The sequence below is a fragment of the Pseudomonas sp. REST10 genome (assembly GCF_029542605.1).
Lineage (GTDB): Bacteria > Pseudomonadota > Gammaproteobacteria > Pseudomonadales > Pseudomonadaceae > Aquipseudomonas > Aquipseudomonas khazarica.
The window spans coordinates 3,922,449-3,944,801 of the sequence record NZ_CP035677.1 but is presented as its reverse complement, the minus strand read 5'-3'; the positions used below and the strand labels follow the sequence as shown (position 1 = coordinate 3,944,801).

Here is a 22,353-nt window from a genome sequence, read left to right as displayed (position 1 = left end):
GCCGTCGCCGTCGTGCATGCCCGGACCCGTTCCGGCATGCACGGCGTAGGCTTGCTCCCGCTTTTCATGCGCGTGCAGGTGCCGTCTGCGGCGCCCTTCGGCTATCCTCGCGACTTGCCCAGATCTTCCAGGAAGACGCGATGCTCGCCAGCAAACTGCCCAACGTCGGCACCACCATCTTCACGCGCATGTCTCAGCTCGCTCTGGATACCGGGGCGATCAACCTGTCCCAGGGCTTTCCCGATTTCGACGGGCCGCAGGCGCTGCGTGAAGCAGTGGCGCGCCATGTACTGGAAGGGCGCAATCAGTATTCGCCGATGACCGGTCTGCCCGTCCTGCGCCAGCAGGTGGCAGCGAAGATTGCGCGCAGCTACGGCGTGCAGCGGGACGCCGACAGCGAGATCACCATCACCCCCGGCGCCACCGAGGCAATCTTCTGCGCGGTGCAGGCGCTGATCCGTCCGGGCGACGAGGCCATCGTCCTCGATCCCTGCTATGACAGCTATGAGCCCTCCGTGGAGCTGGCGGGCGGTCGCTGCGTGCACGTGCCGCTGGCCCTGGCGGATTTCGCCGTGGACTGGCAGCGCCTGGCCGATGCGATCACCCCGCGTACCCGGCTGATCTTCCTCAACTCGCCGCACAATCCCAGCGGCGCGCTGCTGTCGCGCGGCGACCTGGACCGCTTGGCCGCGCTGATCCGCGAGCGCGATATCCATGTGATCAGCGACGAAGTCTATGAGCACCTGATCTTCGACGGCGTGCAGCACGCCAGCGTGCTGGCGCACGACGAGCTGTACGCGCGCGCCTTCGTGGTCAGCTCGTTCGGCAAGACCTACCACGTCACCGGCTGGAAGACCGGCTACGTGGTGGCGCCGCCTGCGCTGAGCGCCGAGCTGCGCAAGATCCACCAGTACGTGAATTTCTGTGGCGTCACGCCGTTGCAGCATGGCCTTGCCGACTTCATGGCCAGTCACCCCGAGCACGTCGAGGAGCTGCCAGCGTTCTACCAGACCAAGCGCGACCTGTTCTGCGACCTGCTGGCCGGCTCGCGTTTCACCTTCACCCGCGCACCGGGCACCTACTTCCAGCTGGCCGACTACCGGGCGATCCGCCCGGATCTGGACGACGTCGCCATGGCCGAGTGGCTGACCCGTGAGCATGGCGTGGCGGCGATCCCGGTCTCGGTGTTCTACCAGTCCGCACCGCAGGATCTGCGCCTGGTGCGCTTCTGCTTCGCCAAGCGCGAGGACACCCTGCGCCAGGCGGCGGAGAAACTCTGCGCGGTGTGATGCAGGCTGATCACCGCGACGCGTGATCCAGCAAGGCGGGGTGGGTGTGAAACGCGACATCCGCCCTGCGCGCTACCGATTTCCCCGAGGCCCTGATATGACCGACAAAACCGATCTCGAACTGGCGCTGATCCAGACCTCCCTGGCCTGGCACGATCCGGCCGCCAACCGCGAGCACTTTCAGACCCTGCTGGAGCAGGCGCGCGGCGCCGATCTGGTGATCCTGCCGGAGATGTTCACCACCGGCTTCTCGATGGAGTCGGCAGCGCTGGCCGAACCGGAGGATGGCCCCAGCAGCACATGGCTGCGCGAGCAGGCGCAGCGTCTCGATACGGTGATCTGCGGCAGCCTGATCATCCAGGCCGACGACGGCAGCTATCGCAATCGCCTGCTCTGGGCGCGTGCGGATGGTTCGCTGGCGCATTACGACAAGCGCCACCTGTTCCGCATGGCCGGCGAGCACAAGCATTTCCAGGCCGGTGACGAGCAGGTCGTGCTCGAGCTCAAGGGCTGGCGTGTCCGCCCGCTGGTCTGCTATGACCTGCGCTTCCCGGTCTGGAGCCGCGACGCGGGTGGCACCGATCTGCTGCTCTACACCGCCAACTGGCCCGCGGCGCGCCGCCAGCACTGGAACCGCCTGTTGCCGGCGCGGGCCATCGAAAACCTGTGCTATGTCGCGGCTGTGAACCGGATCGGCGAGGACGGCAAGGGGCATGGATATACTGGCGACTCCCAGGTGCTGGACTTCCAGGGCGAGCCGCTGCTGCAGGCGAACGCCGCCGATGGCGTGTTCCGCCAGCGCCTGGCGGCCGAGCCGCTGGCGGCCTATCGCGAGCGTTTCCCGGCGCATCTGGATGCCGATGCCTTCACCATGAACTGAATCAGGAGCGACACGACATGGACGTACAGCAGGACAACCCTTTCCAGACCCCGCAGGCGGACCTGCAGCAGGCTTCTGCCTCGACGCTGCCGCTGTACAGGATTGCCGCGGTGGGGCTGGGCACCTTTCTCGGCACACCGCTGGCCGGTGCCTGGATGCTCGCGCACAACCTGCAGCTGCTGGGCAAGGCCGACCGTGTCGCGATGGTCTGGGGCGTTGCCGTGTGCCTGCTGGCGCTGACCCTGGCCCTGGCCTTCGTCTTGCCGGAAGAAGTACCCACGCTGCCGTTCGCCATCGGGCAACTGCTGGGCATGGTGATGCTGGCCAAGCACCTGACCGAGGCCGATATCCAGCAGCACGCGGCCGCTGGTGGCACCTTCCTCTCCAACTGGCGGGCGGCAGGCATTGCCGTGCTCTTCTCGATCGCCGTGATGGCGCTGCTGTTCGCCGTGCTGATGATCCTGGACGTCTGATCCGTGTCCGCCCCTTGCCGTGCGGGGCGTTCGCCTCTGCAGCATGCGGATCGATCGCGGATGGCGGCGATTCGCCAATAAATTCCGGACGGCCGCTCGCTTTTGCCTCTAGCATTGCTGGCGCAGGGACGCGTCGATGGAAGTGGGCACAGGCTTGGCCCTGATAGCTCTGTCGCTCCCTGCCCAACATGAACGCAAGGAGCGAAAACAATGCACAAGACACTCATGGCGCTGGGCACCTGCCTGGCGATGAGCCCGTTGATGGCAGCCACGTACTGCGACAGCCGGGGTAACAGTGGTAGTGAATGGATCGCCGGAGTCAGCGTCAATGGCGCGAGCCAGACGTCCGGCAGCGATGGCGGTTACCTGAACGCCACGGGTCAGCCTCCCTTCCAGCTGACGGGGCAAGGTGACCGGCTGGAGCTCCGTCCCGGTTTCCGTAACACCCAGTACGTCGAGAACTGGGGGGCCTGGATCGACTTCGACCAGAACGGCAGTTTCGACGCGAGCGAGAAGGTGCTGGTCGCTCAGGGCAGCACCGTCGTCTCCGCACCCATCGCGGTGCCTTCCGGCAGCGCCGGTACCACCCGCATGCGGGTGCAGATGCGCTGGGGCGCCACCGCGCAGCCGTGCGGGGCCTATGGCTACGGCGAAACCGAGGATTACCTGGTCAAGCTGCCAGACGGCGCAGGGCAACCGACGCTGCCCTACAGCCTCACGCTGGAGCCCGGTTTCTGGGTGTCCCGCAGCGGCGATCTGGGCGACAAGCTGACGCTGGTGGTCGAGGAGGACGGCAAGCGCGTGCTCGGGCGCAACGCGGCCGGCAACCTGCGTGATCACTATTGGAACAATGCTGCCGGTAAACACTACCGGATCTGGTTGGAGAGCTTCATCGACGGCGGCTACAAGACCGTCTCGAATGTCGTGGCCTACCAGCCCGGCGTCACTGACCGTGTTGCGCTGAGCCGCAATGCCGATCAGGGCAGCATCAGTTCGTCGGCCGCGTTCCAGGGCAACTGGGTGATCGCCGCACAGGGCGGCGAGACGCTGCGTCAGCCGGCGCAGGCCGGTGTTCCGCTGCAGTTCGCCTTCAGCCATGGCGAGCGTTACCAGGTCTGGGCCGAAGCCAGCGTGAACGGCAAGGACGAGGCCATCTCGGTTCCGCTCGCCTTTCGCGAGGGTTTTCCCGCGCGCTACATCGACCTGGAGGTCGAAGCGGACTTCCAGCTGCGGCATGACGGTCCTGCCGACAAGCCCCTGAACTGGGTCATTCGCGAGGACGGTGTCGAGGTGCTGCGCCAGCCCACCGGCGGTGCTGTGGAACTGCGCTACCCGTTCCAGCAGGGCCGTGCCTACAAGGTCTGGATCGAGCAGGCCGTTGGCGGCGAGCTGGTGCAGGTCTCCGATGCCGAGTACTTCTCGCCGGGGCTGACGGACCTCTATCAGTTGAGCATCGGCGACAATCGCCAGGTCAGCCGCAGCGGCAACATCGGTGATGCCCTGACCTGGGTGATCGAGGAGGAGGGCAATATCGTTCTGGAGCGTAACGCGGCCAACGAGCTGGCCTACACCTACTACCGCTTCGATCCCGCCAAACGCTACCGCGTATGGCTGAACCGCTTCCAGAATGGCTACTACCAGCGGGTGTCCAACGTGGTGCGTTATGGCCGGGCCGCCGAGGACTACCTGCCGCTCTACCAGCTGACGGTGGATGCCAACCAGACCCTGACGCGTACAGCGGGCGTACACGCCATGCTGACCTGGGTGATCGAGCAGGATGGCAGCATCGTGCTGCAGCGCCTGGCGGAGAACGAACAGAGCTATCGCTACTTCGCCTACAGCGCGGGCAAACGCTACCGTTCCTGGCTGAAGGCCTATATCGACGGCCGCTACCAGCGCGTCTCGCCGGTGGTCAGCTACTGAGCCTCTGCTGAAACGAAGAACCCCGCCGAGCGGCGGGGTTCTTTTTTCAGCCTGCTGCCTTTCAGGCCGCTTCGGTCTTCAGTTCAGCCTGCTTGACCGCGCGGTTGAGTGCGCTGAACAGTGCACGGAAGCTGGCGGTGGTGATGTTCTCGTCGATGCCGATGCCATGCAGCGGGCGCTGGCCGTCCAGGCGAATCTCGATGTACGAGGCCGCCTTGGCACTGGCTCCGGCACCGATGGCGTGCTCGTGGTAATCCATGATTTCCACGGACAGCGGCAGGCTCGACACCAGGGCTTCCAGCGGGCCCTTGCCCGAGCCATTCCAGCGCTGCTCCTGGCCGTCGACCTGGACCTTCAGCTCGACGCTGCTGTCGCCATTCTCTTCCTGCAGGCGATGCCCCTTGAGCTCGTAGGGCGACGTCGCCTTGAGGTACTCGCTCTCGAGCAACTGGTGGATCTGCGACGCGGTCATTTCCAGGCCCAGGCGATCGGTCTCGCGCTGTACCACCTGGCTGAACTCGATCTGCATGCGGCGCGGCAGGTTGATGCCGTATTCCTGCTCCAGCAGGAAGGTGATACCACCCTTGCCGGACTGACTGTTGACGCGAATCACCGCCTCGTAGTCGCGGCCGATATCGGCCGGGTCGATCGGCAGGTACGGCACTTCCCAGACGGCTTCCGGGTCCTGCTGGGCGAAGCCCTTGCGGATGGCGTCCTGGTGCGAGCCGGAGAACGCGGTGTGCACCAGGTCGCCGACGTACGGATGACGCGGATGCACCGGAATCTGGTTGCAGTCTTCCACTACCTTGCGCACGGCGTCGATGTCGGAGAAGTCCAGCTCAGGGTCGATGCCCTGGGTGTAGAGGTTCAGCGCCAGGGTCACCAGGCAGACGTTGCCAGTCCGCTCGCCGTTGCCGAACAGGCAGCCTTCGACGCGGTCGGCGCCGGCCATGACGGCCAGCTCCGAGGCGGCGACGCCGGTGCCACGGTCATTGTGCGTGTGCACGCTGATCAGCACGCTGTCGCGGCGGTCGACGTGGCGGCCGAACCATTCGATCTGGTCGGCGTAGTTGTTCGGCGTGGCGCACTCGATGGTGGCCGGCAGGTTGAGGATCAGCTTGTTCGCCGGGGTCGGCTGGAACACGCCGATCACCGCGTTGCACACCTCGACGGCGAAGTCGATCTCGGTGCTGCTGAACACCTCCGGTGAGTACTCGAAGCCCCACTGGGTTTCCGGCGCGGCGTCGGCCAGGCGCTTGATGGTGCTGCCGGCTGCGACGGCGATGGCTTTCACCCCCGCCTTGTCCTGGTTGAAGACGATCTTGCGGAAGCTCGGCGCGCAGGCGTTGTAGTAGTGGACGATGGCCTTCTTGGCACCCTTGAGCGACTCGAAGGTGCGTTCGATGAGGTCGTCACGGGCCTGGGTCAGTACCTGGATGGTGACGTCATCGGGAATGTGGCCGCCTTCGATCAGCTCGCGGACGAAGTCGAAGTCGGTTTGCGAGGCGGACGGGAAGCCCACTTCGATTTCCTTCAGGCCCACGGCGACCAGGCACTTGAAGAAACGCATCTTCTTCTCGGCGTCCATCGGCTCGATCAGCGACTGGTTGCCATCACGCAGGTCGGTCGACAGCCAGATCGGTGCCTTGTCGATGATCTGGTCCGGCCAGGTGCGGTCCGGGATCTGGATCTGGGTGAACGGGCGGTACTTCTTCGATGGATCTTTGAGCATGGTCATGAGGCTAATCCTTGGTTCGGCGCTGGGCCGGGGGCAACACGGAGGCTTGGGGGCGAGACGAGGATTCAGCCACGCAGTCGCGGGCTGACCAGGCGCAGGCAGCGGTGTTGCCGCATCAGAATGAGGGTATGTGCAGTGATCATGTCGCTAACCCTACGTTCGGTAGGGAATGATGGCAATACTTACGGAAAAAACGCCTGAAAATTTCGCGCTGTCGTGTATGCGGGCGATTAATTGCGCTTCTTGGCGCAAGGCTTGCGACGGATTGCGCAGGGCTCAGGCCAGCAGCTCGAGTACCGCCTGCGGGCGCTGGTTGGCCTGGGCGAGGATGCTCTGCGCGGCTTGCTGGATGATCTGCCGCGAGGCGAGGTTGGCGGTCTCGTTGGCGAAGTCGGTGTCGAGGATGCGCGAGCGACTGGCTGCGGTGTTCTCGGCGATGTTCTGCAGGTTGCTGATCGTCGACTCCAGGCGATTCTGCACCGCGCCCATGTAGCCTCGCTGGCGGTCGATATAGGCCAGGGCGTCGTCGATGTCCATCACCGCCAGGCCGGGGGTGTCCTGCAGGCTGAGGCGGCCGAGCGCCAGGGTGTCGACATTGAACGCGCCCAGGCCGATCTGAATGGTTTCGTAGGCCTCGGCGCCGACCTGGAACTGCGTCAGGGCGCTGCCGCCGACCGCCGTGTCGTTGAACAGGGTCGGTTCGACGAGGCGGAAGCCCTGCGAGCCGGGGACCCCGGTACCCTGATTGAGCAGCACGTTCTCGGCCGTCAGCGTCGGCCCGCCGTCCGCGTCCAGGCCGCCGATGGCGCCGGTGTCGGCGTTGCTCAGGTCGAGGCCCGCCACGTAGGCAGCCGCGTCGCTGCTGAACTGGCTCTGGAAATCTGCGAGCCCGGTGAACGCGCCATGGCTGGCATTGCTCAGCGCCTGGTCCAGCGTGGAGCCGGGATTGCTGTTCAGGTAGCCCATGATGTCCTTGATGCCCTTGCCACCCTCGGCCTTGATGCTGGCATGCATGTAGCGCACCGCCGCATAGCCGCCGGAGTAGCCTGCGGAGCCGCTGACGTCGTCGGCATTGAAGGCGCTGACGATCGCCGTGGTATTGGTACCGCCGGCGGTGTCGGCGGCCAGGCGCTCGTCCGCACCCTGTACGGCTTCTGCTGCGCCCTCGATGAACCAGGCGGGCAGGCCGGCGGCGAAGTTCATGGTGCGGCCCATCACCGCGTGGGTCATCTCGTGGGCAATCACGCGGTCGGTGTACTGCGGGTAACTGCCGCCGTCGGGCAGCGAGCTGGCGTCGAAGTACGCGAGGTTGACGTTGAGCACCTGATTGAGCACGCGACCGCTGCCATCCGCGCCGCTGGAGGAGACCGACGCCAGAGCCTGGCTGCTGCTGTCGTTGCTGAAGGTGATTTTCAGCTCGGCGCCGTCGGCGCGCAGACCGAAGGCGTCGAAGACGCGCTGTTCTCCTTCGCTGATCCAGAAGCCCTTGAGCGAGTTGAGCACGGCGCGCTGGTCCAGGTCTCCGAGGGCAGAGGACTGGCCCTGGGCGAAGACCTTGCGGCCGGCGAAGGTGGTGGTCTCGTTGACCCGGTCGATCTCCTGCAGCAGCTGCTGCGCTTCCTGGTCGAGTGCCTGGCGCTCGCTGGCGCCGTTGGAGCCATTCATTGCCTGCAGGCCGAGCGAACGGATGCGCTGCAGGGCGTCGGTCACGCTTTGTAGCGCGCCCTCTGCGACCTGCAGCAGCGAAATACCGTCGTTGGCGTTACGTATCGCCACGCCCAGCCCGCGTGCCTGCGAGTTGAGGCGGTTGGAGATCTGCAGCCCGGCAGCGTCATCCTTGGCACTGTTGATGCGCTGCCCGGTGGACAGGCGCTGCAACGAGATGTCGAGGCCGGTGTTGTTGCTCTCCAGTTGGCGACGCGTGAACGACGAGGCGATGTTGGTATTGACCGTCAGCATCATCGGCTCACTGGTAGCCGCCGGGCGATTACCCGGCTCTACCGAGAGATCGGCGCGATGCTGCTGGACTTAAGCCATTTCGCTGTTGAGGCGACGAGCGGCGGGGGCTTTCTCCCGCAGCGCCTGGAAGTCGGCCCCGCTCGGATGCTGGAACACGCGCAGGCCGAACTCCGGGAGGATGGCCAGCAGATGGTCGAAGATGTCCGACTGGATGCCCTCGTAGGCATTCCAGGCCGTGGTGTTGGTGAAGCAGTAGATCTCCAGCGGCAGGCCATCGGCAGTCGGGCTGAGCTGGCGCACCAGCAGGGTCATGTGCTGGTGGATGTGCGGGTTATGGCGCAGGTAATGCTCGACGTAGGCACGGAAGCTGCCGATGTTGGTGATGCGGCGGGTGTTGACCGCTTCCTTGCCATGCTCGGCCAGCCTGGTGTTCCAGTCGAGCAGCTCCTGATCCTTGTGGTCGAGGTATTCGTCGAGCAGCATGAAGCGGCGCAGGCGGGCGATTTCCTCGTTGCTCAGGAAGTGCACGCTGGTCTGGTCGAGATACAGTGCGCGCTTGATCCGTCGGCCGCCGGATTCCTGCATGCCACGCCAGTTCTTGAACGGGTCGGTGATGAAGCGGCGGGTCGGGATGGTGGTGATGGTCTTGTCCCAGTTCTGCACCTTGACCGTGTGCAGGGCGATGTCGATCACGTCGCCATCGGCGTTCAGGTTGGGCATCTCCACCCAGTCACCGACGCGAATGATGTCGCTCGACGAGATCTGCACGCTGGCCACCAGCGACAGCAGGGTGTCCTGGAAGATCAACATCAGCACGGCGGCCATGGCGCCAAGGCCGGACAGCAGGATCAGCGGCGAGCGGTCGATCAGCGCGGCCACCATGAGGATCGCGGCGATCGCGTAGATGGCGATCTTGATCACCTGCAGGTAGCCCTTGATCGGCTTCAGGTGGGCATTCGGGCGCCGCTGGTAGAGGGTGTTGAGGATGTCCAGAAAGGCGCCGATGGCCATGGCGATGGTCAGCACGATGAAGGCGCTGCAGACGTTGCGCGTCACCTCGACCACGGCCTCGGGCATGTCCGGTACCAGCATCACGCCGCTGGACAGCACCAGCGCCGGCACGACGTTGGAGAGCCGCTTGATGATGCCGCTTTCCTTGATCTGGCCGTGGCGACCCACGGTCGTGGCGCCGATCACACGATAGATGGCGCGCACCAGGATGTGCTTGACCACCCAGTTCGACAGCCAGGCCGCCGCGATCAGGGCGAGTGTGGCGCTGAGGGTCAGCAGTTCCGGCTGTTGCTTCAGCCAGTCCATCCAGGTGTTGAGCTCATTCGGCATATCCGGCTCCGCTGCGGGCATGAGGCAGGCCGGCCTTGCGGGGCCGACCGTTTGAGCCGCCGTACCCTAGCAAAAATCGGCGCGCCAACCCAGCGCTCAGGTGTTGCAGGCTGCGTCCAGTTCAGGGTTTGAACGCGCCGATGAAGATCGCCGGGTCGACCCGTGCATCGTTGAGGCTGACGTTCCAGTGCAGGTGCGGGCCGGTGGCGCGCCCGGTGGCGCCGACCTTGCCGAGATGACCGCCGCGAGGGACCTCGTCGCCGAGTTTCACGTCGATCGCCGACAGGTGGCAGAACATGCTGATCAGGCCCTGGCCATGGTCGAGGAATACCGTCCTGCCATTGAAGAAGTAGTCGCCGATCAGGATCACCTTGCCGGCAGCCGGCGCCTTGATCGAGGTGCCACGGCTGGCGGCGAAGTCCAGGCCCGAATGCGGGTTGCGTTCCTCGCCGTTGAAGAAGCGGCGCAGGCCGAAGGGGCTGGAGAGCGGGCCGTCGACGGGTTTGTCGAACAGCAGGTTGCTCGGTTGGCGGGCGCTGAACTGGCGGTAGGCGCGGGTCTGTTCGGCCAGCTCGCGTTCGATGCGGGCGAGGTTCTTGGCGTTGGGGTTGACCTGCTGCTGATTCTTGAGGGTGATGCGCTGCTCGGTGTAGTGCTTGGCGCCGACTTCGAAGGCGAGCGACTGGCCTCCCTCGATCTGCACCTGTTGCGTGCCCGGCTTGACGCTCAGCGGGATGCCGACGATGGCGATCCAGCGCTGCCCGTCCTCACGAATGGTCAGCACCAGCTTGCCCTGGTAGCGAACCTTCGGCGCCTGGGCCTGGCCACCCAGATCGAGCACGGCCACGCCGCCGGGTACCGGCTTGTTCAGCAGGCGGGTGATGAAACCCTCGGCGTGGGCCGGCGCGGCGAGGCTCAGTGCGAGCAGCAGAGCGAAGAAGACTTCTGCGAGCGGGCGTCGCGCGCGAACGGGGAATGCAGGCATTGGCTCAGTCCAGCAGCGACAGGGTCGCGGGTTGTATGTGGTTGTCTTCGACGCGTACGTCCAGTTCGCCTTCGCTCAGGCGTGCCTTGAGGCGCTGGCCCGGCTGCGTCTGGGCGGCGCTGCGCACGGCCTGACCGCGTTCGTCGAGGAGGATGCTGTAGCCGCGACCAAGGGTGGCCAGCGGGCTGACGATCTGCAGTTGCCCGGCCAGCGCGCCGAGGCGCTGGCGCTGGTTGCGCAGCTGGCCCTGCATGGCGCGCGGCAGGCGTTCGGCCAGACCGTCGAGACGCTGGCGCAGCAGGGCCAGACTGCGTCCCGGATGCTGGGCCGCGAGGCGGGCGTCGAGACGGGCCAGGCGCTCGCGCTGGCTGGCCAGCTGCTGGTTGAAGGCGCGGCGCAGGCGCATGTCCAGGTCATCCAGGCGCTGCGCCTGTTGGCGCAAACGCTCGCCGGGGTGGCGCAGGCGCTTGCTCACACCGTCCAGGCGCAGGCGCTCGCGGGCCAGGCGACCCTGCATGTGCAGGACCAGGCGCCGCTGCAGGTTGTGCAGACGCTGCAGCAGTTCGCTGCTGTCCGGAGCCAGCAGTTCGGCGGCGGCGGAGGGCGTCGGGGCACGCACGTCGGCGACGAAGTCGGCGATGGATACGTCCGTCTCATGGCCCACGGCGCTAACGATAGGCGTGCTGCAGGCCGCCACGGCGCGGGCCACGGCCTCTTCGTTGAAGCACCAGAGGTCTTCCAGCGAGCCACCGCCACGGGCCAGGATCAGTGCGTCGAAGCCCAGCGCGTCGGCTCGTTGCAGGGCACGGACGATCTGCGCGGTGGCCTCGCGCCCCTGGACGGCGGTGGGGATCAGGTTCAGTTCGACCTGCGGCGCACGGCGGCGGAACACGCTGATTATGTCGCGGATCACCGCGCCGGTCGGCGAGGTGACGATGCCGATGCGCCTCGGATGGGCGGGCAGGGCGATCTTGCCGGTGCTGGCGAACAGCCCCTCGGCGCCGAGTTTTTCCTTCAGCGCTTCGAAGGCCAGGCGCAGGGCGCCATCGCCGGCAGGTTCGACGGCATCGAGAATCAGCTGGTAGTCACCCCGGCCCTCGAACAGCGACACCTTGCCACGGACCTTCACCGCCAGCCCGTCGCGCAGCGCCTGGCGCACCCGCGCGGCGTTCTGCCGGAACAGCGCGCAACGCACCTGGGCCTGGCCATCCTTCAGGGTGAAGTAGATGTGCCCGGACGCCGGGCGTGCCAGGTTGGAGATTTCCCCCTCGACCCAGATGCCGGAAAACACATCCTCCAGCAGCAGGCGGGCGCGGTTGTTGAGCTGACTGACGCTGAGCACCTCGCGGTCGAGGTTCAGCCGTGCAAAGGGATCGTTGATCATGGGGCGGCATGATAAGCGCAGCGGGCAGCGGGCGCGACCTCCGTCAGGTACCGCCTTGCAGGCGCTGCAGCAACCACGCGGCAACCGGCCCGAGCGTGCGCTGGCGCGACCAGATGGCATCGACCGGCATGCGCCGTGGCCAGCCGCTGCAGGGCAGTTCGTGCAGGGCCTCGAAGCCATAGGTCTCGACCAGTTGCCGTGGCAGCTCGGCCCAGCCGAAGCCCAGGCGCGCCATCTCCAGCAGCATCAGGTAATCCGGTGCTGCCCAGCAGCGCCCCCCGCTGCCGGGCAGGTCATCGCGGTTGGCGTCGTCGTCGGCCACGCTGCTCAGGCGCAGCAGGCGCCAGTGCGAGAGGTCTTCCGGGCGCACATGCGAGCGCTCGGCCAGCGGGTGCTCCCTGGCGACGAACAGGCCGAACTCGCTGCTCATCTCCAGGCGGGCATGGGCGATGTGCGGCGGGTAGCGATCCTGCGCCGCCAGCAGGCCGATCTGGGCCCGCCCCTGGTTGACCAGGTCGAGCACGTCGGCCTGCTCGGCGATCAGGCTTTCGAACTGCAGGTCGGGAAAGCGTTCGTCCAGTTCCTGCAGGCGGGCTTCGTACTGCTTCGGCTGGTAGGCGTCGGAGAGGGCCAGGGTCAGGCGCGCTTCCTGACCGCTGGCCAGCCCGGCGGCGTGGCGGGCCAGGCGGTCTGCGGCTGCCAGCACCTCGTCGGCGTGAGCCAGCAGGCTGGCGCCGGCCTCGGTGAGCTGCAGGCGACGAGGGCCGCGCTCGAACAGCGTCACGCCCAGGTCGATTTCCAGTCGAGCGACGGCTTCGCTGATCGTCGACTGGCTCTTGCCCAGGCGCCGTGCCGCTGCACTGAGTGAGCCACTGTGAGCGGCCTGGGCGAAGGCCTGAAGGGATTCGGGAGATATGTTCATATCGGTTTCGCCGATGGCAACTCACTTCGTCATGGCAGGTTTGCCGATGATCATAGCGCCCATCGCTTCCTGTCACGAGGTTTCAGTCATGAGCCAGCCACTGCCACGCACCCTGCGCGAACGCATCGTCCATGCCCTGGCGTTCGAAGCCATCGCCGTACTCATCTGTGCGCCAACCCTGGCCTGGCTGATGGGCAAGCCGCTGCTGCATCTGGGCGTGCTGACGCTGATGTTCTCCACGGTGGCCATGCTCTGGAACATGCTGTTCAACTACCTGTTCGACCGTGCGCAGCGGCGCATGGGCTTCGCGCGCGGCCTGGGCGCGCGTGTCAGTCACGCCTTGCTGTTCGAACTCGGTCTGGTGGTGGTGCTGGTGCCGCTGGCTGCCTGGTGGCTGTCGATCGGTCTGCTGCAGGCATTGCTGCTGGATATCGGCCTGCTGCTGTTCTTCCTGCCCTATACCCTGGGCTTCAACTGGGGCTACGACCTGCTGCGGGAGCGGGTCCTGGCCCGGCGCGAGGTGGCGATCTGCCGGGGGGCTTGATTTGCCCGCGGCAGGGCCTAAGCTGCCGCCTCTGTTCGCTGCCAGCCCAAGCCTCATGACCGCACAACTCGTTCTCGTTCCACAGATATCCACGCTTCCCGCGCATGAGGAGAAGGCGAGGGCGCTGCTGCGCTGGTTGGTCAAGCGGCGCATCGTCGAGGCGCTGCCGACCACCTGTGGCCAGGGCGGCAACGGCATGGCCTATGCCATCGGTCCGGGGGCGCGGCAGATCGCCGAGCGCCCCGAGCTGCTGCCGTACGGCCAGCCCCACAATGGCCTGGAGATCATCACCCACCGCTGCATCTATGTGCCGACACGCGGCTTTCTCGAAGAGGCGGGGTGTGCCGAGTGTCGGCGGGAGGTGGGGGTGCCGCTGTTCGACAGTCTGGAGGTCTGGTGGCCAGGGGAAACCGACAATTTCACCTGCCCGGAATGCGGGCATGAGGATGACATCAACGGTTTCCTGTTCCTGCAGCCCTGCGGCTTCTCCAACCTGGGCTTCATCTTCAACGGCTGGGTGGAGGCCGGACTGCGCCCGGCGTTCGTCGAGGAGTTCGGCGAACGCCTGGGCTTCGCCCTCCGCCAGGTGCGGGTCGACGACCCGGCCTGAGCCGGGCGGCGACCGCGACACCAGCCAGCGGCGGTCGTCGCTGGCACATCGCCTCAGAAGGTGATGCTGGCCGACAGGCGGGCGGTGCGTGGCTGGCCGACGCTGACGTTGAGCTCGCTACCCGTGGTGGAGGGGTAGTAGTGCTTGTCGAAGATGTTGTCCAGGTTCAGCTGCAATGCGGTCTGCTGGCCCAGCAGCGGATACTCCCAGCGAATGAACGCATCGGCCAGCGTATAGCTGTCGAGGCGGAAGCTGTCGGCATTGTCGCCGGTGCGTTCGCCGACATAGCGAGCGCCGCCGCCGATGCGCCAATGGCCCAGTTGTTCGTCGATGGGCAGATCGTGGGTCAGGTAGAGGCTGCCGGTGTGGCGCGGCGCCTGGGCGAGCCGGTTGCCTTCGTTGGCGGGGTCGTCGAGAACTTCCGTGTGGGTGTAGGCGTAGGTGGCGATCAGCGCCCAGCGCTCGGCGATCTGCCCGGCGAGATCCAGCTCCACGCCGCGCGAGCCGACCTTGCCGGCGGCTTCGATGTCATCGCCAGAGCCCACCACGACGTTCTCCTTGACGATGTCGAACAGCGCCAGGTTCAGGCTCAGGCCCGGTCGCAGGTCGTATTTCGCGCCCACTTCGTAGCTGCGTCCTTCTTCGGGGTCGAAGGTCTGGCCGCTGTCGGTGACGCTGGTGTTGGGCACGAACGAACGGCTGTAGTTGCCATACAGCGAGAGTGCCTCGCTGGCCTTGTAGACCAGCCCGGTGAAGGGAATCAGGGTCTGGTCATTCTTGCTGTACAGCTCGCTGCGACTGGCGCCCAGCCCCTGGGCGATGTACTGGTCGTAGTGCTGATAGCGGCCGCCCAGTACCAGAATCCAGCGCTCGTCGAGGTGCCAGTTGTCCTTGAGGTAGAGCGAGGTCGACGTCAGCTCGTTGCGACGGTTGCTCTGCGTGGCGCTGACCACGCTGGGTTCGGGCAGGTTGCCGTAGACCGGGTCGTGGATGCTGATGTCGCGCCGCATGCTGGCGAGGTTGCGGTAGGTCTTGCCACGGTACTGGTCATTGAATTCGTGCTCGACACCGATCAGCAGGTCGTGCCGCTGGCCGAACAGGTGCTGCTGGCCGATGAAGTCCAGGCTGCTGTAGCGGGTTTCATCGTCGTAGTGCGCGCCGTTGCCGACGCGCCTGAACGTGCCGGTCGTGGCATTCAGCGAGTTGGCCACCGGCTGGGCGATGGAGAGGCCGTAGGTGTCATTGTTCCAGGCGTGGGTGAAACGGGTCTTCCAGTCGTCGTTCAACTGATACTCGAATACCGCGCGGGCGCTCTCGGCGATGCCCCGGGTTTCGGCCCAGCGCTCATCCAGGCGCTTGTCGTAGTCGTCAGCGGCAGGGTGGCCGTCGCTGAACACGGTGCCCCGGTCGAACGGTGCGGAGTAATCGTTGTATTCGTACGCCAGCGTCAGGCTGGCACGCTCGCCGGTCCAGGTCAGCGACGGGGCGATCAGCACCTGCTCGTGGCTACCGTAGTTGCGCCAGTAGTCTTCGTGCTGGCGCTCGGTGATGAGGCGGTAGGCCAGGCCGCTGTCACCCAACGGGCCGGTGGTGTCCAGCGACAGCGAGCCGCCGCCCTCGCTGAACAGGGAGCCGCTCAGGGTCGTGCGCTGCTGGTACTGCGGCAGTTTGCTGATGACGTTGATCAGCCCGCCCGGGTCCATCGCGCCATAGAGCAGTGCGGCAGGCCCCTTGAGTACCTCCACCCGTTCGCTGGTGGCGGTGAAGTTCTTCGACAGGTTCGAGCGGATGCCGTCACGCAGGATCGAGCCGTCGGAGTTGGTGCCGAAGCCGCGCTTGATGAAGGCATCCTTGGTACTGCCCAGGGTGTTGCTCTGGCTGACACCGCTGACGAACTTCATCGCGTCGTCCAGCGAGCGGACCTGAAAGTCTTCGATGGTCTGCGGTGTCACCACCTGGACCGATTGAGCCTCATCCTTGAGTGCAACGGAGGTTTTGCTGGCCGTGCTGCTGCGCCTGGCCTGGTAACCGTCGTCGTCGACGACGGGGGCGGCGACGATGTCCTGGCTGGGCAGTTCCAGTTCCTGCGCCAGCAGCTGGGAGGTCGGGAGCAGGCAAAGGCTCAGCAGCGCTGCGCGCGGGCAGCACCGGGATAGGCGGGTGAGTTTCATTTGTTACTCGGATGCGGATGTTTTTGAGAATCATTATTTTATGATCTCTCTGCCATCGCTGCCTAGCGTCACACTTTGCATTGAGTGCATCGCGGTGGCTGGGTATAATGCCGCGCTTCTTATTTTCCCGCTCGGGAGCCCGCCCATGCTGCGCATCAGCCAAGAAGCACTCACTTTCGACGACGTCCTGCTCATCCCCGGATACTCCGAGGTACTGCCCAAGGACGTCAGCCTGAAGACCCGCCTGACCCGCGGCATCGAACTGAACATCCCGCTGCTGTCCGCTGCCATGGACACCGTCACCGAAGCGCGCCTGGCCATCGCCATGGCCCAGGAAGGCGGCATCGGCATCATCCACAAGAACATGACCATCGAGCAGCAGGCGGCGGAAGTCCGCAAGGTCAAGAAGTTCGAGGCCGGCGTGGTCAAGGACCCGATCACCATCGAAGCTGACGCCACCGTGCGTGACCTGTTCGAGCTGACCCGCCAGAACAACATCTCGGGTGTACCGGTGCTGTCCGGCGGCGATCTGGTGGGTATCGTCACCTCCCGCGACGTACGCTTCGAGAATCGCCTGGATGCCCTGGTACGTGACGTGATGACGCCGAAAGAGCGCCTGGTCACCGTCAAGGAAGGCGCCGACAAGGAAACCGTGCGTGAGCTGCTGCACAAGCACCGCATCGAGAAGGTCCTGATCGTCGACGACGCCTTCACCCTCAAGGGCATGATGACCGTCAAGGACATCGAGAAGGCCAAGGCCTACCCGCTGGCCAGCAAGGACGACCAGGGTCGTCTGCGTGTCGGTGCTGCCGTCGGCACCGGTGCCGATACCGGTGATCGCGTGGCTGCACTGGTCAACGCCGGGGTGGACGTGATCATCGTCGACACCGCTCACGGTCACTCCAAGGGCGTGATCGACCGCGTACGCTGGGTCAAGCAGAACTTCCCGGAAGTCCAGGTCATCGGTGGCAACATCGCCACTGGCGCGGCTGCCAAGGCGCTGGTCGAAGCGGGCGCCGACGGTGTCAAGGTCGGTATCGGCCCAGGCTCGATCTGCACCACCCGTATCGTTGCCGGTGTCGGCGTCCCGCAGATTTCCGCCGTGGCCAATGTGGCTGCCGCCCTGGCCGGCACCGGTGTGCCGCTGGTCGCCGATGGTGGCATCCGCTTCTCCGGTGACCTGTCCAAGGCCATTGTCGCTGGCGCCTCCGCCGTGATGATCGGTTCCATGCTGGCCGGTACCGAAGAGGCACCGGGCGAAGTCGAACTGTTCCAGGGCCGTTCCTACAAGGCTTACCGTGGCATGGGTTCGCTGGGTGCCATGGCACAGGCGCAAGGCTCGAGCGACCGCTACTTCCAGGACTCCTCGGCCGGTGCCGAGAAGCTGGTGCCGGAAGGTATCGAAGGCCGCGTACCCTACAAGGGCGCCATGGCTGCCATCGTTCACCAGCTGATGGGTGGCCTGCGTGCCTCCATGGGCTACACCGGCTGCGCCACCGTCGAGGAAATGCGCACCAAGCCCGAGTTCGTGCGCATAACGGGCGCCGGCATGGCCGAATCGCATGTCCACGACGTGCAGATCACCAAGGAAGCCCCGAACTACCGGGTTGGTTGATCCGCTGCAATGTTATGAATAACGGGGCTGTTCGATCAGCCCCGTGTCATTTGTGAATACCTACGAGAGACGGCCATGGCCCAAGACATTCACGCCCACCGCATCCTGATTCTGGACTTCGGTTCCCAGTACACCCAACTGATCGCCCGTCGCGTGCGCGAGATCGGCGTCTATTGCGAACTGCACCCCTGGGACATGAGCGACGAGGACATCCGCGCCTTCGCCCCGCGCGGCATCATTCTCGCCGGTGGTCCGGAGTCGGTGCACGAAGCCAACAGCCCGCGTGCACCGCAGGCGGTGTTCGACCTGAATGTGCCGGTGCTGGGCATCTGTTACGGCATGCAGACCATGGCCGAGCAGCTCGGTGGCAAGGTGGAAGGCTCCGACCTGCGCGAATTCGGCTACGCCCGTGTCGACGTGGTCGGCAAGAGCGAGCTGCTCACCGGCATCGAAGACCATGTCGACGCCGACGGCGTGCTCGGTCTGGATGTGTGGATGAGCCACGGTGACAAGGTCACCCGCCTGCCGGAAGGCTTCCACGTACTGGCTGCCACCCCGAGCTGCCCGATCGCCGCCATGTGCGACGACGCCCGCCACTACTACGGCGTGCAGTTCCACCCGGAAGTGACCCACACCAAGCAGGGTGGTCGCATCCTGTCGCGCTTCGTCCTGGAGATCAGCGGCTGCGAAGCCCTGTGGACCCCGGCCAACATCGTCGATGACGCCGTTGCTGCAGTACGCGCCCAGGTTGGCGATGCCAACGTCCTGCTCGGCCTGTCCGGCGGCGTGGACTCCTCGGTGGTCGCCGCGCTGCTGCACAAGGCCATCGGCGACCAGCTGACCTGCGTGTTCGTCGACAACGGCCTGCTGCGCCTGCACGAAGGCGACCAGGTGATGGCCATGTTCGCCGAGAACATGGGCGTCAAGGTGATCCGCGCCAACGCCGAAGAGCAGTTCCTCGGCAACCTGGCCGGCGAAGCCGACCCGGAGAAGAAGCGCAAGATCATCGGCCGCACCTTCATCGACGTGTTCGATGCCGAGGCCAGCAAGCTGGACAACATCCGCTTCCTCGCCCAGGGCACCATCTACCCGGACGTGATCGAGTCGGCTGGCGCCAAGAGCGGCAAGGCCCACGTGATCAAGAGCCACCACAACGTCGGTGGCCTGCCGGAGGAAATGAACCTCAAGCTGGTCGAGCCGCTACGTGAACTGTTCAAGGACGAAGTGCGCAAGATCGGCCTGGAACTGGGCCTGCCCTACGACATGGTCTACCGCCACCCGTTCCCGGGCCCGGGCCTGGGCGTGCGCATCCTCGGTGAAGTGAAGAAGGAGTACGCCGACCTGCTGCGTCGTGCCGACCACATCTTCATCGAAGAGCTGCGCAAGGCCGACTGGTACCACAAGACCAGCCAGGCGTTCGTGGTGTTCCAGCCGGTGAAATCGGTCGGCGTGGTCGGTGACGGCCGTCGCTACGCTTGGGTCGTCGCCCTGCGCGCCGTGGAAACCGTGGACTTCATGACCGCTCGCTGGGCGCACCTGCCGTACGAGCTGCTGGAGACCGTCAGCGGCCGCATCATCAACGAGATCGAAGGCATCTCCCGCGTCACCTACGACGTGTCGAGCAAACCGCCAGCGACCATCGAGTGGGAGTGATGTCTGGTCCTTCTGGGCTCATTGAGATGTATCGATAGCCAATTGCAACGTGTTGATTTAAAAGAAAATTCGTTGCAATGGTTATCGAGGCCTATCGTCGATTAGCAGAACGGATTGGCGGTAGCGGGGACGGTAGTAAACAGCGGTCGGATTGAGACCGTTCTGTTTACTATCCGGTCAAAACCGGTCTTTGACGGTAAATCGCTCCTTGGGAAAGCTTGCTCTGTGCGGCTTTCCCGGCATCAACAGGTCTCCTGACCCTTGACGGTAAAAGCCGTCATGAACAGGAGTAAAAACCTCGATGCTTACTGATACCAAACTGCGCAATCTCAAGCCCAAGTCCAAGCTGTACAAGGCTTCCGACCGCGATGGTATGTACGTGACGGTATCGCCTACCGGTACCGTCACCTTTCGCTACGACTACCGTCTCAATGGACGCCGAGAAACGCTGACCATCGGGCGCTATGGGCCAACTGGCATTTCCCTGGCCATGGCTCGCGAGAAGCTGCTCGATGCCAAGCGCATGGTCGCTCTGGGCAAGTCTCCCTCCCTGGAGAAGCAGCGCGCTAAGCGGCGCCTGAACGCTGCCAAGAATTTCGGTGAAACGCTGACGAAGTGGTTGGCCGGTGCGCGCATGGCCGACAGCACGCGTGCGATGCGTAAAAGCATCATCGACCGCGACATCCTGCCAGTCTTTGAAAATCGGCTGCTGACCGAAATCACCCCTGACGATCTGCGAGCACTGTGTGCCAAGGTCAAGGCTCGAGGGACGCCGGCAACTGCGGTCCATATTCGCGACATCGTGAAACAGGTCTATGCGTTCGCGATCCTGCATGGCGAGAAGGTCGAGAATCCGGCTGACGACGTTAAGGCGTCTTCCATCGCTATTTTCGCGCCGAAAGACCGGGCGCTGAGCCCGACCGAAATTCGGCTGGCCTTCCATCAACTGGAGACAATCGCTGCGTATCCCACGATCAAGCTGGCCTTGCGGCTGGTGCTGCTGACCTTGGTTCGCAAGAGCGAGTTGATCGAGGCGACCTGGGACGAGGTGGACTTCGAGAATGCCGCCTGGACGATCTCCAAGGAGCGGATGAAGGGGCGTAACCCGCACGTTGTCTACTTGTCGCGCCAGGCCTTGGATATCTTCGTGGCCCTGCACACCTGTGCGGCCGGTTCCCGCTATGTGTTGCCCTCGCGCTATGACATCTACCGCTGTATGTCGCACGCTACCCTGAACCGCATCACCCAGCTCATTGCCTCCCGTGCGAAGGAAGCAGGCCTGCCGTTGGAGCCGTTCACCGTCCACGACCTGCGCAGGACGGGTTCCACGCTGCTCAACGAGCTGGGCTTCAACGGCGATTGGATCGAAAAATGCCTGGCTCACGAGGATGGTCGTTCCTCGCGCTCGGTCTACAACAAGGCCGAGTACGCGGAGCAGCGTCGGCATATGCTGCAGGAGTGGGCGGACATGATCGACGCTTGGATCGATGGCCGCACTCATGTCCCCCGACTGCTGCCGGACAGCGTTGTAGTGCCGGTGTTGAGTGCAACGGTTTAAGAAAAGTGCAAGGTTGTCAGTTGACAACCTTGCCAGTCATGCGAATACTGGAGATCACTGATGACCCGTCCTTCTCACTCGAAGAAAGAGGTCGAAGAAGCACTCAGGCATGCCGAAGAGCAGGGCTGGCGCATAGAGCTGGGTGGTAGCCACGCTTGGGGACGAATTTACTGTCCCTACAACGATGAAGAGTGTCGCTGTGGCGAGTTCTGCATCACCAGCGTGTGGAGCACACCGAAGAACCCAGGCAACCATGCGCGTGCCCTTCGGCGCGTCGTCGACAACTGCACCACGCACCGTAAGCAGCGGCAGACCGCTGAGGGTGCAGAGGAGTAGCGCTATGGAATACATCTTCACCCTGAAATACCAACTGGCCGACGAAGACCGTGACCCGGAAGCGTTGGTCGAGCGCCTCGGCGAGGCCGGCTGCGACGATGCTTTGATCGGCATTGGTCAGCCAGGCCGGCTGGCGCTGGAGTTCACCCGTGAAGCGGAGAACGCTGAAGCGGCTGTGCGCAGCGCACTGGCTGACGTGCGCAGTGCCGTGCCGTCGGCCAGGCTGATCGAGGTGGCGCCAGATCTGGTCGGTCTTACCGATGTGGCGGAGATCGTCGGCGTGTCGCGCCAGAACATGCGCAAGCTGATGTTGGCTTATCCGGGCAGCTTCCCTACGCCGGTGCATGAGGGCAGTGCGTCGATCTGGCACCTGGCGGACGTGCTGACCTGGCTGCAGGCCAAAGGCAGCTATTTGCTGCCTGGCGGTGTCTTGGATGTAGCTCAGGTGGCCCTGGAGGTCAATCTAGCCAAGGAGGAAAGGCGACTCACTCGCCCGGCCTCCAAGGAACTACAAGCCCTTGTCGGATGAGGATTGCGCCGACTTCATGCCTGGTTGGAGCCCGCCCGGACAGGGCGGGTTTTCCTGAGGTAAACATCCGGCTTGCTGATATTGAGCCGAGGTGCCTGCTTGCGATCCTCGATCCACGCCTCTACCTCGGCAAGATCCCAGACCACGCAACGTGGTGTCAGGTTGAAACGCCTGGGGAACTCCCCACGGCGCTCCATTTCGTAGATCGTTGACTCAGCCAGGGGGACGATCTGTCTCAGCTCATGCTTGCGAATTGTGCGCCGGAAGGGCAGGGGGCTGCCCTTCGGGAACTGCGGAAGCGACTCGTAGGCTTCCGTGCCCGGTAAGGGAAGAGACTGCTCAGGCGCAGTGTCGAGGGCATCGGTTGTACGCGCAGAAGTATCCATCTCTATCTCCATGATTACGCTACATGTTCGAGAGAATGGATTTCATTATTTGGTAAT

The 22,353-nt window shown here is 64.8% G+C and carries 19 protein-coding genes; 11 read left to right on the top strand and 8 right to left on the bottom strand.

The features are described from left to right. The first annotated feature begins 140 nt into the window (after positions 1–140). From EWH21_RS18530 to EWH21_RS18515, 4 genes are all read left to right on the top strand, one after another. Positions 141–1,289, top strand: a complete 1,149-nt coding sequence (locus tag EWH21_RS18530; RefSeq protein WP_277699030.1) for a pyridoxal phosphate-dependent aminotransferase — start codon at positions 141–143, stop codon at positions 1,287–1,289. A gap of 97 nt (positions 1,290–1,386) precedes the next feature. Then, the gene (locus EWH21_RS18525) at positions 1,387–2,169 is read left to right on the top strand and encodes an amidohydrolase (protein WP_134677038.1); all 783 of its coding nucleotides are present in this window, start codon (positions 1,387–1,389) and stop codon (positions 2,167–2,169) included. 17 nt (positions 2,170–2,186) lie between these two features. Next, a complete protein-coding gene (locus tag EWH21_RS18520; protein ID WP_150606192.1) occupies positions 2,187–2,642 on the top strand; it encodes a hypothetical protein in 456 nt (151 codons plus the stop codon). Between the two features lie 210 nt (positions 2,643–2,852). Further along, positions 2,853–4,565 carry a GEVED domain-containing protein gene (locus tag EWH21_RS18515; RefSeq protein WP_277699029.1) on the top strand — a complete coding sequence of 571 codons (1,713 nt, stop codon included), beginning with the start codon at positions 2,853–2,855 and terminating at the stop codon, positions 4,563–4,565. A gap of 61 nt (positions 4,566–4,626) precedes the next feature. Here EWH21_RS18515 and leuA read toward each other — a convergent pair whose 3' ends face one another. From leuA to EWH21_RS18485, 6 genes are all read right to left on the bottom strand, one after another. After that, positions 4,627–6,303 carry a 2-isopropylmalate synthase gene (leuA, locus tag EWH21_RS18510; protein WP_037049566.1) on the bottom strand — a complete coding sequence of 559 codons (1,677 nt, stop codon included), beginning with the start codon at positions 6,301–6,303 and terminating at the stop codon, positions 4,627–4,629. Between the two features lie 276 nt (positions 6,304–6,579). Further along, positions 6,580–8,262, bottom strand: a complete 1,683-nt coding sequence (locus EWH21_RS18505; RefSeq protein WP_347177583.1) for a flagellinolysin — start codon at positions 8,260–8,262, stop codon at positions 6,580–6,582. Between the two features lie 69 nt (positions 8,263–8,331). Further along, positions 8,332–9,603, bottom strand: a complete 1,272-nt coding sequence (locus tag EWH21_RS18500) for a mechanosensitive ion channel family protein (RefSeq protein ID WP_150606186.1) — start codon at positions 9,601–9,603, stop codon at positions 8,332–8,334. Positions 9,604–9,724: 121 nt separating this feature from the next. Then, on the bottom strand, positions 9,725–10,588 hold the full coding sequence (locus tag EWH21_RS18495; protein ID WP_277699027.1) for a peptidoglycan DD-metalloendopeptidase family protein: 864 nt from the start codon (positions 10,586–10,588) through the stop codon (positions 9,725–9,727). Between the two features lie 4 nt (positions 10,589–10,592). Beyond that, positions 10,593–11,972: an exodeoxyribonuclease VII large subunit gene (xseA, locus tag EWH21_RS18490; protein ID WP_152489415.1), complete on the bottom strand. Its 1,380-nt coding sequence runs from the start codon at positions 11,970–11,972 to the stop codon at positions 10,593–10,595. A 43-nt stretch (positions 11,973–12,015) separates the two neighbouring features. Next, positions 12,016–12,894, bottom strand: coding sequence for a LysR family transcriptional regulator (locus EWH21_RS18485; RefSeq protein WP_277699026.1), 879 nt, complete (start codon positions 12,892–12,894; stop codon positions 12,016–12,018). An 88-nt stretch (positions 12,895–12,982) separates the two neighbouring features. On the opposite strand from EWH21_RS18485, the gene EWH21_RS18480 reads away from it, so the two are divergent. Both EWH21_RS18480 and EWH21_RS18475 read left to right on the top strand, forming a co-directional pair. Continuing rightward, on the top strand, positions 12,983–13,438 hold the full coding sequence (locus tag EWH21_RS18480) for a multidrug/biocide efflux PACE transporter (protein WP_277699025.1): 456 nt from the start codon (positions 12,983–12,985) through the stop codon (positions 13,436–13,438). A 55-nt stretch (positions 13,439–13,493) separates the two neighbouring features. Then, a complete protein-coding gene (locus tag EWH21_RS18475) occupies positions 13,494–14,048 on the top strand; it encodes a sugar ABC transporter ATPase (protein ID WP_277699024.1) in 555 nt (184 codons plus the stop codon). A 53-nt stretch (positions 14,049–14,101) separates the two neighbouring features. Here the strand turns inward: EWH21_RS18475 and EWH21_RS18470 are convergent, their stop codons facing one another. Further along, complete coding sequence (locus EWH21_RS18470; RefSeq protein ID WP_277699023.1) at positions 14,102–16,219, bottom strand: TonB-dependent siderophore receptor; 2,118 nt, start codon at positions 16,217–16,219, stop codon at positions 14,102–14,104. Between the two features lie 145 nt (positions 16,220–16,364). On the opposite strand from EWH21_RS18470, the gene guaB reads away from it, so the two are divergent. The 5 genes from guaB to EWH21_RS18445 all read left to right on the top strand — a co-directional run bounded on the left by guaB (position 16,365) and on the right by EWH21_RS18445 (position 21,910). Further along, the gene (guaB, locus tag EWH21_RS18465) at positions 16,365–17,834 is read left to right on the top strand and encodes an IMP dehydrogenase (RefSeq protein WP_037049532.1); all 1,470 of its coding nucleotides are present in this window, start codon (positions 16,365–16,367) and stop codon (positions 17,832–17,834) included. A 75-nt stretch (positions 17,835–17,909) separates the two neighbouring features. After that, positions 17,910–19,487: a glutamine-hydrolyzing GMP synthase gene (gene guaA / locus EWH21_RS18460; protein WP_047589986.1), complete on the top strand. Its 1,578-nt coding sequence runs from the start codon at positions 17,910–17,912 to the stop codon at positions 19,485–19,487. A gap of 301 nt (positions 19,488–19,788) precedes the next feature. Further along, positions 19,789–21,045 carry a site-specific integrase gene (locus tag EWH21_RS18455; protein WP_277699022.1) on the top strand — a complete coding sequence of 419 codons (1,257 nt, stop codon included), beginning with the start codon at positions 19,789–19,791 and terminating at the stop codon, positions 21,043–21,045. A gap of 60 nt (positions 21,046–21,105) precedes the next feature. Beyond that, positions 21,106–21,381, top strand: a complete 276-nt coding sequence (locus tag EWH21_RS18450; RefSeq protein WP_012019489.1) for a hypothetical protein — start codon at positions 21,106–21,108, stop codon at positions 21,379–21,381. A gap of 4 nt (positions 21,382–21,385) precedes the next feature. After that, a complete protein-coding gene (locus tag EWH21_RS18445; RefSeq protein ID WP_277699021.1) occupies positions 21,386–21,910 on the top strand; it encodes a DNA-binding protein in 525 nt (174 codons plus the stop codon). Between the two features lie 14 nt (positions 21,911–21,924). On the opposite strand, the gene EWH21_RS18440 is transcribed toward EWH21_RS18445, so the two are convergent. Further along, on the bottom strand, positions 21,925–22,296 hold the full coding sequence (locus EWH21_RS18440) for an AlpA family phage regulatory protein (RefSeq protein ID WP_231499300.1): 372 nt from the start codon (positions 22,294–22,296) through the stop codon (positions 21,925–21,927). Between the last annotated feature and the right edge of the window lie 57 nt (positions 22,297–22,353).